This is a genomic window from Pseudonocardia thermophila, from assembly GCF_900142365.1.
GTDB lineage: Bacteria > Actinomycetota > Actinomycetes > Mycobacteriales > Pseudonocardiaceae > Pseudonocardia > Pseudonocardia thermophila.
The window spans coordinates 417,985-433,088 of the sequence record NZ_FRAP01000002.1 but is presented as its reverse complement, the minus strand read 5'-3'; the positions used below and the strand labels follow the sequence as shown (position 1 = coordinate 433,088).

The 15,104-nt window shown below is 72.9% G+C and carries 17 protein-coding genes; 4 read left to right on the top strand and 13 right to left on the bottom strand.

Annotated elements, in window-relative coordinates; genetic code table 11:
• Nucleotides 1-111: 111 nt before the first annotated feature.
• Entirely contained in the window at nucleotides 112-780 is a 669-nt protein-coding gene (locus BUE41_RS04375; protein ID WP_073455513.1) for a hypothetical protein, read from the bottom strand.
• A 175-nt stretch (nucleotides 781-955) separates the two neighbouring features.
• On the opposite strand from BUE41_RS04375, the gene BUE41_RS04370 reads away from it, so the two are divergent.
• Nucleotides 956-1,312 (top strand): hypothetical protein, encoded by a 357-nt coding sequence (locus tag BUE41_RS04370; RefSeq protein ID WP_143171962.1) that lies wholly within the window; start codon nucleotides 956-958, stop codon nucleotides 1,310-1,312.
• On the opposite strand, the gene BUE41_RS31680 is transcribed toward BUE41_RS04370, so the two are convergent.
• Complete coding sequence (locus BUE41_RS31680; protein ID WP_234996948.1) at nucleotides 1,298-1,486, bottom strand: hypothetical protein; 189 nt, start codon at nucleotides 1,484-1,486, stop codon at nucleotides 1,298-1,300. The genes BUE41_RS04370 and BUE41_RS31680 overlap by 15 nt on opposite strands.
• A 297-nt stretch (nucleotides 1,487-1,783) precedes the next feature.
• Here BUE41_RS31680 and BUE41_RS31675 point away from each other — a divergent pair, with 297 nt between their 5' ends.
• Nucleotides 1,784-1,999: a hypothetical protein gene (locus BUE41_RS31675; RefSeq protein ID WP_234996947.1), complete on the top strand. Its 216-nt coding sequence runs from the start codon at nucleotides 1,784-1,786 to the stop codon at nucleotides 1,997-1,999.
• A gap of 31 nt (nucleotides 2,000-2,030) precedes the next feature.
• Nucleotides 2,031-2,693 carry a response regulator gene (locus BUE41_RS04360; protein ID WP_073455510.1) on the top strand — a complete coding sequence of 221 codons (663 nt, stop codon included), beginning with the start codon at nucleotides 2,031-2,033 and terminating at the stop codon, nucleotides 2,691-2,693.
• Nucleotides 2,694-2,712: 19 nt separating this feature from the next.
• On the opposite strand, the gene BUE41_RS04355 is transcribed toward BUE41_RS04360, so the two are convergent.
• Together BUE41_RS04355 and BUE41_RS04350 are read right to left on the bottom strand one after the other, a co-directional pair.
• Nucleotides 2,713-3,231 (bottom strand): histone-like nucleoid-structuring protein Lsr2, encoded by a 519-nt coding sequence (locus BUE41_RS04355; protein ID WP_073455509.1) that lies wholly within the window; start codon nucleotides 3,229-3,231, stop codon nucleotides 2,713-2,715.
• Between the two features lie 903 nt (nucleotides 3,232-4,134).
• Nucleotides 4,135-5,553, bottom strand: coding sequence for an aldehyde dehydrogenase family protein (locus BUE41_RS04350; RefSeq protein WP_073455508.1), 1,419 nt, complete (start codon nucleotides 5,551-5,553; stop codon nucleotides 4,135-4,137).
• An 87-nt stretch (nucleotides 5,554-5,640) separates the two neighbouring features.
• Here BUE41_RS04350 and BUE41_RS04345 point away from each other — a divergent pair, with 87 nt between their 5' ends.
• Nucleotides 5,641-6,324, top strand: coding sequence for a GntR family transcriptional regulator (locus BUE41_RS04345; protein ID WP_084754374.1), 684 nt, complete (start codon nucleotides 5,641-5,643; stop codon nucleotides 6,322-6,324).
• 35 nt (nucleotides 6,325-6,359) lie between these two features.
• Here the strand turns inward: BUE41_RS04345 and BUE41_RS30015 are convergent, their stop codons facing one another.
• The 9 genes from BUE41_RS30015 to BUE41_RS04300 all read right to left on the bottom strand — a co-directional run bounded on the left by BUE41_RS30015 (nucleotide 6,360) and on the right by BUE41_RS04300 (nucleotide 15,068).
• On the bottom strand, nucleotides 6,360-7,133 hold the full coding sequence (locus BUE41_RS30015; protein WP_073455506.1) for an IclR family transcriptional regulator: 774 nt from the start codon (nucleotides 7,131-7,133) through the stop codon (nucleotides 6,360-6,362).
• Nucleotides 7,134-7,198: 65 nt separating this feature from the next.
• Complete coding sequence (locus BUE41_RS04335; protein WP_073455505.1) at nucleotides 7,199-8,317, bottom strand: ABC transporter substrate-binding protein; 1,119 nt, start codon at nucleotides 8,315-8,317, stop codon at nucleotides 7,199-7,201.
• Between the two features lie 29 nt (nucleotides 8,318-8,346).
• Nucleotides 8,347-9,204, bottom strand: coding sequence for an ABC transporter permease (locus tag BUE41_RS04330; RefSeq protein ID WP_084754368.1), 858 nt, complete (start codon nucleotides 9,202-9,204; stop codon nucleotides 8,347-8,349).
• A gap of 3 nt (nucleotides 9,205-9,207) precedes the next feature.
• Nucleotides 9,208-9,996: an ABC transporter ATP-binding protein gene (locus tag BUE41_RS04325; protein ID WP_084754366.1), complete on the bottom strand. Its 789-nt coding sequence runs from the start codon at nucleotides 9,994-9,996 to the stop codon at nucleotides 9,208-9,210.
• Nucleotides 9,997-10,074: 78 nt separating this feature from the next.
• Nucleotides 10,075-11,175 carry a Gfo/Idh/MocA family protein gene (locus tag BUE41_RS04320; protein WP_159444855.1) on the bottom strand — a complete coding sequence of 367 codons (1,101 nt, stop codon included), beginning with the start codon at nucleotides 11,173-11,175 and terminating at the stop codon, nucleotides 10,075-10,077.
• A gap of 26 nt (nucleotides 11,176-11,201) precedes the next feature.
• Nucleotides 11,202-11,963 (bottom strand): N-acyl homoserine lactonase family protein, encoded by a 762-nt coding sequence (locus BUE41_RS04315; RefSeq protein WP_073455503.1) that lies wholly within the window; start codon nucleotides 11,961-11,963, stop codon nucleotides 11,202-11,204.
• Nucleotides 11,960-13,246, bottom strand: a complete 1,287-nt coding sequence (locus tag BUE41_RS04310; RefSeq protein WP_159444854.1) for an acetyl-CoA hydrolase/transferase family protein — start codon at nucleotides 13,244-13,246, stop codon at nucleotides 11,960-11,962. The genes BUE41_RS04315 and BUE41_RS04310 overlap by 4 nt, the downstream gene beginning before the upstream one ends.
• The gene (locus BUE41_RS04305) at nucleotides 13,243-14,274 is read right to left on the bottom strand and encodes a 2-hydroxyacid dehydrogenase (protein WP_073455502.1); all 1,032 of its coding nucleotides are present in this window, start codon (nucleotides 14,272-14,274) and stop codon (nucleotides 13,243-13,245) included. The genes BUE41_RS04310 and BUE41_RS04305 overlap by 4 nt, the downstream gene beginning before the upstream one ends.
• Nucleotides 14,271-15,068, bottom strand: coding sequence for an enoyl-CoA hydratase-related protein (locus tag BUE41_RS04300; protein ID WP_073455501.1), 798 nt, complete (start codon nucleotides 15,066-15,068; stop codon nucleotides 14,271-14,273). Before BUE41_RS04300 ends, BUE41_RS04305 begins: the two co-directional genes overlap by 4 nt.
• Nucleotides 15,069-15,104: the final 36 nt, after the last annotated feature.

Below are 15,104 nucleotides of genomic sequence, written 5' to 3'. Positions count from 1 at the left end.
TGTCTCCCCGGTGCCACGAACATCCCGCGAACCGGCCGCCACCACCGTCGGGCACACGGCCGGTGCGGTGGACGATCCCGCTGTCGATCGATCGGAGGACACCGACGTGGGTCAGGTCCGCCAGGTCACGGATAGGGCGATCACCCACAGCTCGAGCCCCAGCGTGCTCAGCGCCAGCAGCGGGAACAGCAACCCCGACAGCGACGTCGCGGCGCCCGCTGCGCTCAGCACGAGCACGACGCCGCCGGTCCGGACCAGCCAGGGCGTCGTGCGGGCCTGCCGCAGCGCCAGCACGATCGCGCCGACGAACGGCAGGGCGGAGAAGGCCAGCGAGTACGGCGCCACCGAGTCCCAAGCCGCCAGGATGCGCAGGTCCGCGCCGGCGTCGGCGGTGTCGTCGCGACGTCGTGCAGCACCGCGACGAACGGCCGCACGGCGGCGACGACGGCCCCGGCCGCGACCGCGACCGCGACCGCGACGGCCGAGCGTGCCCGTCACCTCGATGCGGCGCAGCCGGGTCCCGACCGCGCCGAGGAACCCGAGCAGCACACCCGACACCATGCAGACGTAGTTGCCGATCCGGTAGAGATCGGCGGCGTCGTGGACGCCCTGCCCGCGGGCCACGTCGAAGCCCGGCGCGCCGCCGTTGGGCAGCACGAAGAGCGTCATCCCGATCATCGTCGCGAACTGGCAGATCCCGAACGCGACGCCGAAGCGGGTGCTGAGCCGGACGGCGTCCAGCGGTGCGGTCGCGGCAGGCAGTGGAGTGGAGGTGGTCATCGTCGTCCTTCCCGAACCGGAGTCGTCGGGCGGACGCCAGGAACCGCAGGCATGCCCGGACATCGATCCGCGGGCTGGACGACGCTCAGGCCTCGGGCTGATCCGCGAGGGGTACCCGCGGCCCTACCCTGTGCGCCGTGACCGCCTGGGTGGGACCGGCTGCGCGCACCCCCGCGTGGACGCCGTGCTGGCCGCGCTGCTGACCGCCGCCGGGCTGGTCCAGGCCGTCGTGGCGCCGTTCGCACCCCTGGTCGTCGCGATCGTGTTCGTCCTCGGCACCACGCTCCCGCTCGCGTGCCGGCAGGTGCGCCCCGTGGAGGCCGCGGCGATCTCCGCGGCGTTCTGGGTGATCCCGCTCGACGGCTTCCCGGTGCTGGGATTCGTGACCGCCGCGCTGGTCTTCTCCGCGCTGGGGGCGTGGAGCCGCCCGACGGCCGCGGTCGTGGCCACCACCGCGTGTGCGACGGCGTGCGGGATCGCCGGCACGCTCCTGGCCCGGAGGAGCCGATCGCGCTCATCAGTTCCGTGCTGATCGTCGTGGGCTCCGGTGCTCGCCGGCCGGGTCGTCGCCCGCGAGCGCACGTGCAACGCCGCCCTCGCCGCGGTCACCGCGCAGCTCGAGGAGGAGCGCCGGAAGGTGCAGGAGGCCGCCGTCGGCGCGGAGCGCGCCCGCATCGCGCAGGAGCTGCACGACGTCGTGGGCCACGACCTGACCCTGATCGCGATCCAGGCCGAGGCGGCCGCGGCGGCGCTGCGCTCCGCACCCGAGCGGGCCGCGGCGCCGGTCGAGACGCGGTCCGCGAGACCGCGCACCGCACCCTCGCCTCGATCCGCCGCACCCTCGACGCGCGCTCGCCCCGGTCGACGCGCCGCCGTCCGACGGGCTCGACGAGCTCGTGCGCCGCGCCGACGAGAACGGCATCCCCTGCTCGCTCGTGGTCACCGGGGCGCCGTGGACCGGGCAGCCGGCGATCGAACTGGCGGTCGGCCGCATCCTCGGCGAGTGCTTGACCAACGTCGGCAGCCACGCCCCGGGCTCCCCGTCGACATCGCCGTGGGCCGGTCCGCCGACCAGGTCCGCGTGCGGGCGTCCAGCCCGGGCGCCGGGCCGGCACCGGCCGCGCCCGGCCGCGGCCTCACCGGCATGCGCTACCGCGCCGAGCTGCCCGGCGGCGAGACACCGCCTCCGCCGACGACGGCCGGTTCACCGTCGAGGTGACGCAGTCCGCCGAGCCGGTCCGGGTGGTGCGATGAGTCGTGCAGTGACACACGTCCTGCTGGTCCACGACCAGGCCCTGGTGCGGCAGGGGCTGCGGCTGCTCCTCGAGCTCGGCGGCATCGATGTGGTGGGCGAGGCGGCCGACGGGGAGTCCGTTGTCGCCGCCGTCGCGCGGCTGCGGCCCGACGGGGTGCTGATGGACCTGCGCATGCCCGGCATGGGCGGTGTGGGGGCGACGGGCCGGGTCGCCGGATCGGCGCGCGTGCTGGCGCGGACGACGTTCGACTCCGATGAGGACATCGCCGACGTGCTGCGCGCCGGTGCCGTCGGCTTCCTCGTGAAGGACGTCACCTCGGACGGTGTCGTGGACGCCGTGCGCCGGGCCGCCGCCGGGGAACCGGTGGTCTCCCCCACCGTGCTGGCCCGCAGCATGGGGCACTTCGCCGCGCGGCCGCCGACCCCACCCGTGCTCCCGCCGGGGCTGGTGGACCTCAGCGATCGCGAACCCGAAGTGCTGGCCCGGATCGGCGCCGGCCGCTCCACCACCGAGATCGCCGCCGAGCTCTCCATCAGCATGGCGACGGTGAAGACCCACGTGCGGCGCATCTTCGCCGAGCTCGACCTGCGCGACCGGGCTCAGGCCGTCGTCGTCGCGCGGAAGGCGGGCCTGGTCGCCGATCCCCGGACCCCGTGAGCGGACCTCTGCGAGCGTTTCAGGCCAGCTTGTGCTCCTTGAGGTAGCGGTGGCGCATGAGGCCGTTCACCTTGCCGCTCTCCGGGACCTTGTAGCCCTTGTCCTTGTGCCAGGCCAGGATCGCGGCGTCGCTGGTGTCGAGCTCGTCGGACTTCTCCGCTTCCTTCTTCGGCGCCTGCGGCTTGTCCTTGTTCTCCCGCCAGATGTCGATCAGGTTCTGCGGAATGCGCCCGCGGTCGGCGACCTCGTAACCGTTCGCCTTCAGCCAGGCACGGGCACCGCTCGTGTCCTCCGCACGACGGCGGGTGGGCGCCACCACCGGAGCCTTCGCCGCCCGGCCACCGCGGCGCGACCGTCCACTGCGCGCCGCCGCGGCGAACTCGCCCAGGATTCCGCGCAGGCGCTCGGCATTCTCCGGCCCGAGGTCGATCTCGTAGTCCTTGCCGTCCAGACCGAATCGCACGGTCTGAATCTCGTTCTCGGAGACTTCCTCGCCCGACAGGTCATCGACCCACCGGACCACGACCTTCTCAGCCATCTCTTCCCGTTCCGCTTGCCGGTACCGAACATGGACGCCGGGAATCCACGCGGATCGGTGGCTCGATCCGATGAACCCCCCGGCTCCCATTTTGCATCGCCCGTCCAGCGTTGTCGCATCGGGCCACCCGCGTTCGACCGGGATCACTCGGCGTGGATCTCGTGTGCCACTCCGTGGCGTGATCGCCCTCACCGCCGCGGAGTACTGCCGAGTTCGGCGGTACCGGCAGCGGCGCATTTCTGCCGGTGCTCCGCGGCGGCCTCACGACCACCTGCTCACGACCACCTGGGACGAGACGCTGTCATCACACCGGCCGCCCCGAAGGCGGCCAGCACGTGCCGGGATCCTCGAGGTCCACAGCGACGAGGACGAAGCGCTGCATTTCGCCGCGGCCGGCTGCTGCACGGTGCGAACGGCTCCGGCGAGTCGACCGCCTTATGGAAGCCGACACCCCACATCGACCTCGCATCAACGCCGTGGACTGAAGACCGGCCTGCTGACGTCCTCGGATGCTCGCCGACAACGACGAGACCGAACCGCACGGGTTATCTCCGGGCAGAGTTCCGGTGCATCGACGAGAACGCGCCCCGTGGTCTCGTCGTGCACACCGCGGGATGCCGCAGCCGCGCCCACCGCAGCACCGATCGGACCACGCAATGCTGGTTCTCGACGCCTCGGCGGCCGCGGGTCGACTTCCCGCTCACCGCGAACCGGTCCCGCTCGCGGTCGACGCACCGCGCGCCGAGCTCGGTTCCGAGGGGTGAGCAGGCTGGTAGACGCAACGAACGGCACTTTCGTCCACTCGGAGTGGACGAAAGTGCCGTTCGTTGCGTAAGGAGAACAGCAGATGTGGACCGATGAGTCGGAGCCGGGTCTACCCCGGCCCGGCGCAGCTGCGGCTGATCAGAGCTGGATGGCCTTCAGCTCCAGGAACTCCTCCAGCCCGGCGGTGCCCAGCTCGCGCCCGATGCCCGAGCGCTTGTACCCGCCGAACGGGGCGAGCGGGTTGAACCGGCCGCCGTTGACGTCGATCGAACCGGTGCGCACCCGGCGCGCGAACGCCAGCGCCCGGTCCTGATCGGCCGACCACACCGCGCCGGACAGGCCGTACTGCGAGTTGTTGGCGATCTCCAGGGCCTCCTCCTCGTCGGTGTAGCGGATCACCGACAGGACCGGGCCGAAGATCTCCTCCTGGGCGACCGTGGAGTTCGGGTCGACGTCGGCCAGCACGGTCGGGGCGACGTAGTAGCCGCGCTCGATCCCCTCCGGCGGCTCCGCGCCGCCGGTGACCAGGCGCGCGCCCTCCTCGAGGCCCGTGCGGATGTAGCCGCGCACCCGCTCGCGCTGCGCCCCCGAGACCAGCGGGCCGAGCTTGGTGCCCGGGTCGAGCGGGTCGCCCGGGGTGAATCCGGCCGCGATCGACCCGGCGAGCTCGACGGCCTCGTCGTACCGGTCGGCGTGCACGAGCATCCGGGTCCAGGCCATGCAGGTCTGTCCGCCGTTGAGGAACGCGTTCGACACGCCCACCTTGACGGCGGTGGCGACGTCCGCGTCCGGGAGCAGGACGTTGGCGGACTTGCCGCCCAGCTCCAGGGTCACGCGGGTGACGTTCTGCGCGGCCAGCTCGGCGACCCGCTTGCCGGCGCGCAGCGACCCGGTGAACGAGATCGCGTCGATGTCCGGGTGCGCGGCGAGCGCCTCGCCCACGACGGGGCCGTAGCCGGTCACGAGGTTCACCACGCCGTCCGGCAGCCCGGCCTCGTCGAGCACCTCGAACAGCAGGTACGCGGTGTACGGCGCGATCTCGCTCGGCTTGAGCACGAACGTGCAGCCCGCGGCGAGCGCGGGCGCGAGCTTGCAGGTGATCTGGTGCAGCGGGTAGTTCCACGGGGTGATCGCCCCGACCACGCCGACCGGCTCGCGGGCGACGATCGAGTTGCCGACGCGGGTGTCGAACTCGAAGGACTCCAGTACGTCGGCGTAGGAGCCGACGACCGTCTGCGGCAGCGCGGCCTGGATCTTCTGGGAGATCCGCAGCGGGCAGCCCATCTCCGTGGAGATCGTCTCGGCGATCTCGTCCTGGCGCTTGGCGAGGCCGTCGCGGATCCGGCGCAGGATCGCGGCACGCTCGGCGACCGGGGTCTGCGACCAGGCGGGGAACGCCGCCCGCGCGGCCCGGACCGCCTCGTCGACGTCCGCGGCCGTGCCCGCGGGGACCGTGCCGAGCACCTGCTCGGTGGTGGGGTTCTCGACCTCGATCCGCTCATCGGACGCCGGAGCAACCCATGCGCCGTTTCTGTAGAGACTCGACCGCTCGTACATAGAACTCCCCAGAATCGTCCGTCAAGCCTCCTCAAACTCTATAGAGTTGGTCGACCTGCCGCACCCACCTGACGGATAGGAGAGGACGTGAGCGATCCGGCGATCGACCCGACTCGACGGCTGACCCCCCAGATCGCGTTCCGCATCCGTCAGATGATCATGAGCGGCGAGGTGCGCGGGAACGCACCGCTGCGCACCGAGCACCTCGCCGCCCGCTTCGGGGTCAGCGCCACACCGGTGCGCGAGGCGCTGATGGCGCTGTCGAGCGAAGGGCTCGTCGAGGCACGGCCGGGGCGCGGCTTCCGCGTCGTGCAGATGAGCCGGCAGGACCTCCTCGACATCTACGACGCGCACGCCTACCTCGCCGGCGAGCTGGCCGCCCGCGCCGCGCAGCAGCTCACCGATGCGGAGATCGACGAGCTCCACTCGCTGCAGGAGCAGTTCGCCGCGGCGACCCGGTGCGGCGACCCGGCCGCCGAAGGCATCGAGTGGGAGCTGCACGCCCTGATCAACCGGGCCGCCCGGACGAACCGGTTGCAGTGGCTGGTGCGCCTGACGATCCGGCACGCGCCCTTCTGGGCGTGGTCGTCGGTCGCCGGCTGGGCACAGGCCGCGCCGGAGGACCACCTGCCGCTGCTGCGCGCCCTGCGCCACCGCAACCCGCGCGCCGCCCGGGACGCCATGACCGCGCACATCCGCAACGCCGGCGAGCTGCTCGCCGACCACCTCACCGAGCGCGGGATCCTCGCCGACGAGCCGATCGATCGGTGAACTCGGCCGATCAGTGAGCTCGGCCGATCGGTGGACTACGGGATCATCTGCCCGATCGCGGCGGCGGCCCGCCGCAGCGTGGAGGCGAGCCGGGAGTCGATCTCGATCTGGTCCTCCAGGTCGACCCCGGACACGCTGACCGACGCGATCGGCGTCTGCCGCCGCGAGACGATCGCCGCGGCGATGGCCTGCACCCCGGGCACCGCCTCGCCCCGCGAGACACCGACACCCCCCGCGGCCCGCACCGCCTCCAGCACGGGCTCCAGGTCCGCCGCCCGCTCGGGCCCGAGCAGCTCCACCACCCGCTCTGGCGGGTAGTAGGCGAGCATGCTGCGGCCGGTCGCGGTGCTGTGGATCGGGAAGGTGTCGCCGACGCTGAGCACGAGGTCCAGCGGCGTGGTCGGGGTCCAGATCCGCTCTATCACGGCGGAGACGTCGCCGACCGCCACGGACAGCGTGGCCGTCCACGGCTTATCGGCGATCTCGCCCGACTGCAGCTCCACCATGTACGGCAGCGCGAGCCGCCGCACGAGCAGATCGTCGAGGTAGCGGTTGGCGAGCAGGATCGGGGAGGGGCCGAGCCGGAACAGCCCGCGCTCCTCCACCACCATCCCCTCCTGCAGGAGGGAGCGCAGCAGGCGGTGGACGACGGTCCGGTCCAGCCCGGCCGCGCGCGCGAGCTCCAGCACCGACATCGGCGCCTGCGCGTCCCGCAGCAGGTTCAGCAGGCCGAACGCGCGCGAGACCGACTGCACGACCGAGCGCCGGGACAGACCGGCCGAACGCTCCCCGTCGGGCTGGACGCTCACACTCACCCCCCCATTCGCTGCGATCGAGCATACGCCAGTGCGATATGCGCTCAACTTGTGCGCATTCACACGTGTGGTGGCGTCCAGCCGAGGGAGCCCAGCGCCTCGTCGACGAACCGCATGTCGAGCACCTCGTCGAACGGGAAGCCGGCCGGGTTCGCGTCGGCGACCAGGCCGAGATCGAACCACGCGGTCAAGGAGTCCGCGGTGACGTACGGGGAGCCCCACGCCCGCTGGATGAGGTCCCAGGCGTACGCGAAGACCGGCTCCTCGATCTGGCCGAACCTGGTGCGGCGCAGCAGCTCACCGGCGCCCGCCGGGTCCTCGACCAGCTCGCGCATCGCCCGCACGTCGGCGCGCACCAGCGCGCGGTAGAGATCGGGGTGGGCCTCGACGTCCTCGGCCCGCGCCTGCATCGTCATGCCCTGCATGCGCTGCCCGCCCTCGATCTCACCGGCCTGGTTCAGCAGCAGCGGCACCGCACCGAACTCGACCACCGCCTTCTCCCCCACCGGCGGCACCCCGACGAACCCGTCGATCTGCCCGTTGGCCAGGCCGGCGAGCATGTTCGCCCCGTTCTGCAGCGGCACGATCTGCGCTTGGGTCGCCGGGTCGAGCCCGGCCTGGCGCAGCGCGAGCCGGGTGAACCCGTCGGTCTGGCTGCCCGGCGCGGTGATGCCGAACCGGCCGCCCGGCACGCGGCCGATCGCGATCCGCCGCTCCTCAACGGGGCTGTCCCCGGTGATGCCGATCTTGGCGGCGTACTCCCGGCTCACCACGAACAGCGACGGCATGCTGTTCGTGTGGGCCATGAGGACCTTGAGCTCCTGCCCCTTGCCGACGGCGGCCAGCAGCTCGCCAGGGGCCGACAGGTTCGCCTGCCCGGCGCCGGTGAGCAGCGCGGCCAGCGCCGGTGGGCCGCCGCCGAGCGGCACCCGCTCGATCTCCAGGCCCTCCTCCCGGTAGAGGCCGCGGTCCTCGGCCAGGTACGTGACCGCCCAGAGCACGAGCGGATCCATCGACGCGTGGGTGAGCTTGACCTTCCCGGACGCCGCCGCGGCCGGGTCGGGGTCGGGCGAGGCGCACGCCGCCAGCGCGGAGGCGCCGAACGCGGCGGCACCCGCGGCGGCCGAGAGCTGCAGGAATCGTCTCCGGCTCGGGGCCGGCGGGAGAACGGACGACATCGTCGGTCATTCCCTTCGGGATGGGGGGTTCAGTCGACGGCGGGGCGCCAGCGCAGGGCGCGCCGCTCCAGCACGCTCACCACGAACGTGAGCAGCAGACCGAGCACAGTGGTGACCAGGAGCGCAGCGAACGAGCCCCCGGTGTCGTACTGGTTGGCGCTGATCGAGATCAGGTAGCCGAGGCCGGCGTTGGAGGTGAACATCTCCGCGATGACGGCGCCGATCAGTGCGAACGGCACCGACATCCGCAGCCCGGCGAACACCCAGACCAGCGCGGACGGCACGAAGATCCGCCGGACGGCGTCGAGCCGGGTCGCGCCCATCACGCGGATGACGTCGATGAGGTCGCGGTCGACGTCGCGCGCACCGGCGAACGTGTTCAGCATGACGGGGAAGAACACCAGGGTCGCCGCGAAGACGACCTTGGTCTCGAACCCGATGCCGAACCAGAGGATGAACAGCGGGATCAGGGCGACCCGCGGGATGGAGTTCAGCGCGGTGAAGTAGGGATCGAGGATGCGGGCGACCAGCGGGCTGATCCCGAAGACCAGCCCGACGAGCATGCCGGCGACCGCGCCGACGACGAAGCCGACGGCCGTCTCGACCACGGTCGCCTGCACGGCGGGCATGAGCTGGCCGTTCTCCACGAACCGCACCAGCGCCGCCCACACCGCGGACGGGCTGGAGATCCAGAACTCGGAGATGATCCGGCCGCTCGCGAACTCCCAGGCGAGCAGGCCGACCACGGCGATCGCGACCCGCACGACGGCGACCAGGATGTTCTCCCGGCGCCGAGCGCGGATGCTCGGGTCGACGAGGAACACCTCGTCGTCAGCGCCGTCCTTGGCGGGAGCGGGGGTCTCGGGCCGGGCGGCGATCTCGGTCATCGCTCAGATCTCCTGTCCCTGGTGGAGGTCGGCGCGCAGCGCGGACCAGAGGCGGTCGAAGTAGTCGCCGAACCCGGGTGCGAAGCGGATGCCGAACACGTCCCGGGGTCGCGGCAGGTCGATGTGCTCGACGGCGCGGATGCGGCCGGGCCGAGCCGACATGACGATCACGCGGTCGGCGAGGGAGATCGCCTCCGTCAGGTCGTGGGTGACGAAGACGAGGGTCTTGCCGGTGCCTTCCCAGGTGCGCAGCAGCTCGGCCTGCAGCACCAGCTTCAGCTGGGCGTCGAGGGCACCGAACGGCTCGTCCATGAGCAGGACGTCGGGCTCGTAGACCAGCGACCGGGCGAGCTGGGCGCGCTTGCGCATGCCGCCGGACAGCTCGCTCGGGTAGTGCTCCTCGAACCCCTCCAGCCCGACCATCCGCACGTAGTGCGCGACCCGTTCGGCGCGTTCGGCCTTGGACATCCGCCGCCCGCCCAGCCCGAGCGGCAGCGCGACGTTCTCCGCGACGGTGCGCCACGGCAGCAGGTTGTCCTTCTGGGTCACGTAGCTGACGTGGGTGTTGACGCCGTCGACCGGGCGGCCGCGGTAGCACACCTCCCCGGTGCCGGGCTGCATCAGGCCGGCGGTGAGGTTGAGCAGCGTCGACTTGCCGCAGCCGCTCGGTCCTACGATCGCGAGCAGCTCGCCGTCGCCGACCTCGGCTGTCACGTGGGAGAGGGCGTGGACCTGCGTCTTCCCCTTGAAGAAGACCTTGGACACGTCGCGGTACTCGAGGATCGGACTCATCGGGACCTTCCACGTCGTCGGGGATGTGCGCTATGCGCCATGGAAGTGCGTTAAGCGCGCGCCAGTATCGTGGGGGCTTCAGAGCCGTGTCAACGGGCGGTCGGCGGCTGCGCCGGCGATCGCGTCGACCAGCTCGTGCAGGGCGACGGCCTGGGGGAACCGCGGCAGGAGGCCGTCGCTGCCCCCGGTGGCGACGGCGTCGGCCAGCGCGGCGTACAGCGACGCCACGTTCTCCCCCGGGTGCCCGGCGGGCAGCGGCGAGACGTAGGGCAGCCCGGGCCGCGGGGCGATCGTCTCGGACCGGCCGCCGAGCGGGGTCAGGGTGAGCGTGAGGTTGCCGAACTGGGGCTGGCCGGTCGCGCGCAGCGCGATGCTGCCCTGCGTGCCGTGCACGTCGAACGTGAAGCCCTCCGCCGCCGCGGTGTGCGACAGCTGCACGGACACCGGGATCCGCTCGGCCTCGCCGAAGTCGAGCAGCGCCACCACGTTGTCGGGGGCGTCGCGGGGCAGCACCTCGCCGGTGTCGACGACGAACTCCGGCACGGCCGACCACATCCGCGCGGTGTTCACCGTCGCCCGCCCGAGCACGTGCTCGACCATGTCGAGCACGTGCCCGCCGTGGATGGTCAGCACGTTCGCGCCGACCGACGCGTGCCGCAGGTGGGCCCGGTGCGCGGGTCGCGGCACGATCCCGAGGCTCATGTAGACGCCGACACTGCCGGTGAGCGGCCGCCCGATGCGTCCGTCCGCGATCAGCTCGGCGGCCGTGCGCAGCGCGGGTGAGAACCGGCCCTGCAACCCGGTGACGTGCACGCGGTCGGGCCGGGCGGCGGAGAGCGCGGTGAGCGATCTGGCCTCGTCGGTGCTGCGGGCGAGCGGCCACTCGCAGTAGACGTGCTTACCGGCGGCGATCGCGGCCTCGACGACCGCGGCGTGCTGCGGCACCCGCAGGGTGACGGTGACCACGTCGACGGAGGCGTCGTCGAGCACCCGGCGCAGCTCGTGGGTGGCGGGCACGCCGTGGCGCTGCTGCGCCCGCTCGGCCGCCTCGGGCGACGAGCTGACGATCGTGTGCAGCCGCACCCCCTCGACGGCGTGCAGTGCGGGGATGTGGGCGGTGGCGCCCCAGTGGTCGGCGCCGGCACCCACGAGTGCGACGCCGAGTGCGGTTGTGGACACGGCGGTCCTCTCCTCACGTGCGGGGATCAGGTGTACGGATGCGGCGCGTGGCGCAGCGCCGCCTGCTGGTCGAGGTCGTGCGGGACCCACAGCTGCGCGTCCTCGGCCGCGAGCAGTGCGGCGGCGCGGTCGAAGCTGCGCTGCGTCTCGGCGGCGTCCCAGTTGAGGAGCGGGACGGCCCGGTCGTGCCAGTTGTCGAGGCTGTGCGCGAGGTCCCCGGTGATCAGGACGGATCCGGTGGCGGGCAGCCGCACGAGCAGGGCCTGGCTGCCGGGCGTGTGGCCGGGCACTCGGACGAGGACGACGCTGCCGTCGCCGAACAGGTCGTGGTCGCCGTCCAGCAGCGTCGTCTCCTGCTGGCGCAGCACCGCGTAGGCGTCCGGTTCGAAGCCGTGATCGTCCGCGGTGTCGCCGAACGCAGCGGCGTGGTCCTCGCGCTGCACCCACAACCGTGCCTTCCCGAACAGCGCGACGTTGCCGACGTGGTCGGGGTGGAAGTGCGAGAGCGCGAGGTGTCCGACGGTCTCGGGCGGGTGGCCGATCTCGGCGAGCTGGTCCTGCAGTCGGCGCTCTACGCGGAACACGGCGACGTCCGGGATCGTGCGGCCATCGGTGCCGACCAGGTCGTCACCGAGTCCGGTGTCCCACAGCAGGGTGCCGTCCGGGTGTTCGACCAGGTAGCAGGAGACGGCCAGCGACCGCCGGGTGCCGGGCGGGGCGTCGGGCTGGAAGAGCCGCCAGTCCAGGATCTCGATCCGTCCGCCGTCGAGCACGTAGAGCCGCATCATCGGGGTCCCTCCTCGGGTCGGTCGCGGACATGTCCGACGACGTGCTCGGCGGCGCGCAGGAGCGCGTCACGGTCGTCGGGGTGCGCGATGGCGGCCATCGCGCGCACCCGCTCGGGGATCGTGCGGCCGCGCAGCTGCGCCACGCCGTACTCGGTCACGACGACGTCGGCGTCGGCCCGGCCGGTCGTGACGATCCCGCTCTCGAGGAGCGGCACGATGCGCGGCCGCCCGGACCGGGTCCGCGCGGGCAGCGCGATGATCGACCGGCCGCCCTCCGACGCGAGCGCGCCGCGGACGAAGTCGACCTGCCCGCCCACGGTGCCGACGTAGGCGCGGCCGGCGACCTCGGCGCCGACCTGCCCGGTGAGGTCCACCTCGATCGCTGAGTTCACCGCGGTGAACGCGGGCAGCTCCCGGAGCACCGCGTGTTCGTGGGTGTGGCTCACCGGCTCCACCCGGATCCGCGGCTCGTCGTGGGCGAAGGCGAACAGCCGCCGGGTGCCGATGAGCGCCCCGGTCACCACCTCGGTGACCGCCCCGCTCTCGACGAGGTCGACGACGTCGTCCCCGATCACACCGGAGTGGACCGTGAGCCCGCGCCTGCTCGTCAGGTGCCGCGCGACGGCGGCAGGTACCCCGCCGATGCCCAGCTGCACGGTGGCGTGCGGGCCGATCAGCTCGACCACGCGGGCGGCGATGGCTTCGTCCCCCGGGCCGGGCGAGCGTGCGGCGACCTCGATGAGCGGGCGGGAGGTGCGGACGACCAGGTCGGCGCGCACCGGCGGGTACCGGGAGTGGGTCCACGGCGCCTGCTCGTTCAGCTCAGCGACCACGACCCGGGCCCGGGCCGCCGCGGCGCCGACGAGGCTGCTCGCGGCGCCGTGGCTGAGCGCGCCGGTCTCGTCCCGGGCGAGCTGCGCGATCACGACGTCCACGGGCAGGGCCCCGGACCGCACGAGCCGCGACAGCTCCGACAGGTGCACCGGCAGCACTTCGGCCGCTCCGGCGGCGCACAGCCTCCGGCTGCTGCCGACCGCACCGCCGGTGATGAACCGGACGGTGTCGGCGTGCTCGGGCCGGGCGAGCGCGGTGTACCCGGCGCCGGCGAACAGCACCGTGAACGGGCCGATCACCTGCCGCTGCGCCAGCAACCGCTCGACCAGCGGCACCGGCTCGGCCACGCCCGGGCTCCACAGCACGGTGTCGCCCGGCCGCACGATCCGGGTGAAGTCGAGGTCCTCCAGCGCGATCGTGCGGGAGCCGGCGAGCCCGGCGGCGGTCACGGCTCGACCCGCCCGTGCGGCGGCGCGGCTCCGGCCGCGGCCGACCGGACGTTCTCGAACACCTTCCGCACCTCCTCCAGCACCTCCAGCCGGGATCCGCCGGCGATGTGCGGGGTCAGGACCACGTTGTCGAGCCGGCAGAACCGGTCGCCGGCCGACCGCGGCTCGTGGGCGTGCACGTCCAGGCCTGCGCCCCCGAGCCGGCCGGACACCAGCGCGTCGTAGAGGGCGTCCTCGTCGACGAGCGATCCGCGGCCGGTGTTGATCAGCAGCGCGCCGGGGCGCATGGCGGCGATCTCGGCGCGGCCCAGCACCGGCGCGCCGACGGTGCCGCGGACGTGCAGGGTGACGACGTCGGACTCGGCGAGCAGGTCGGGCAGAGATCGGTGCTCGACCCCGAGGGCCACCTCGGCGTCCGGGTCGAGCCGCGGCCCGCTGTAGCGGATGCGCATCTCGAAGGCCCTGGCGCGGACGGCGACGAGGTGCCCGACCTCGCCGAGCCCGACGATGCCCAGCGTCCGGCCGTGCAGACCGCCGAGCCCGGTGATACCGGCCCAGTTGTAGGCGACGCCACCCGCCCCGGCAGTGATCGCCGTCCCGCACCGCACCGCCCGGTCGGCGGCGATCAGCCGCTTGGTGAGCGCGAGCATGAGCAGGACGGCGTGCTCGGCGGTGCGGGCGAGGCTGGGCCGCGGCAGGCACGACACCGCGACGCCCGCCTCCTTCGCGGCCGCGAGGTCGATGCCGTCGGGGCGGCCGCCGAGCCGCTGCACCAGCCGCAGTCCCGGGCGCGCCGCGAGCTCGGCGCGGTCCACCCGGCCGCGGCGCAGCAGCAGCGCCGTGGCGGGCTCACCCGGCCCGGCGAGCGTGATCCCCTCCCGCAGCTCCTCGAGCGCGGCCGGATCCGCCACGTCAGGGGCGAAGAACTCGCCGACCCGGGACCAGTCCGCCGCGGTCCGCGCCGCCAGGACGTCCGCCACCATCCGCAGGACGTGGTCCTCGTCGAGGACGGCGACGGACGCGCTCATGCCATCGCCCCGCGGAAGTCCGGCTTGCGCTTGGCCCGCAGCGCCGCACCGCCCTCCTTGGCCTCGTCGGTGCCGAAGTAGAGCGCGAGCGCCTGGAAGCCGATCAGGCCGGCACCGCGGATCTGCTCGGAGTCGGCGTTGAACGAGCGCTTGGCGATCGCGAGGGCGGTCGGGCTCAGCTCGTTGATCTCGCGGCACCACCGGTCGACCTCGTCGTCGAGCTGGTGGTCCGGCACGACGTGGTTGACCAGACCCATCGCCAGGGCCTCCGCCGCCGGGTAGCGGCGGCAGAGGAACCACATCTCGCGGGCCTTCTTCTCCCCCACGACCCGCGCGAGCAGGGCGGTGCCGAACCCGGGATCGACCGAGCCCATCTTCGGCCCGGCTTGGCCGAAGATCGCCGTTTCGCTCGCGATGGCGAGATCGCAGAGGGTCACGATGACGTTGCCGCTGCCGATCGCGTAGCCGCGCACCTTCGCGATCACCGGCTTGGGGACGTCGCGGATCGCGGTCTGCATCTCCTCGACGGGGATGCCGACGGTGCCGCGACCGCGGCCGACCCGGTCGGACTTCTCCTCGTCCTTGTCGCCGCCGACGGCGAAGGCCCGGTCGCCGGCACCGGTCAGGACGATCGCGCCGATGTCGCGGTTCCAGCCCGCGGTCAGGATGGCGTCGGTGACCTCGGCGTAGGTGTGTCCGCGGAAGGCGTTGAGCTTCTCCGGCCGGTTGAACGTGATCGTCGCGACGTGGTCCTTCTCCTCGTAGAGGATGTCTTCGTAGGTGGCCGTGGTCACGGGTGCTCCTTCGGAGTCGGTCGGGGCTGTTCGGGA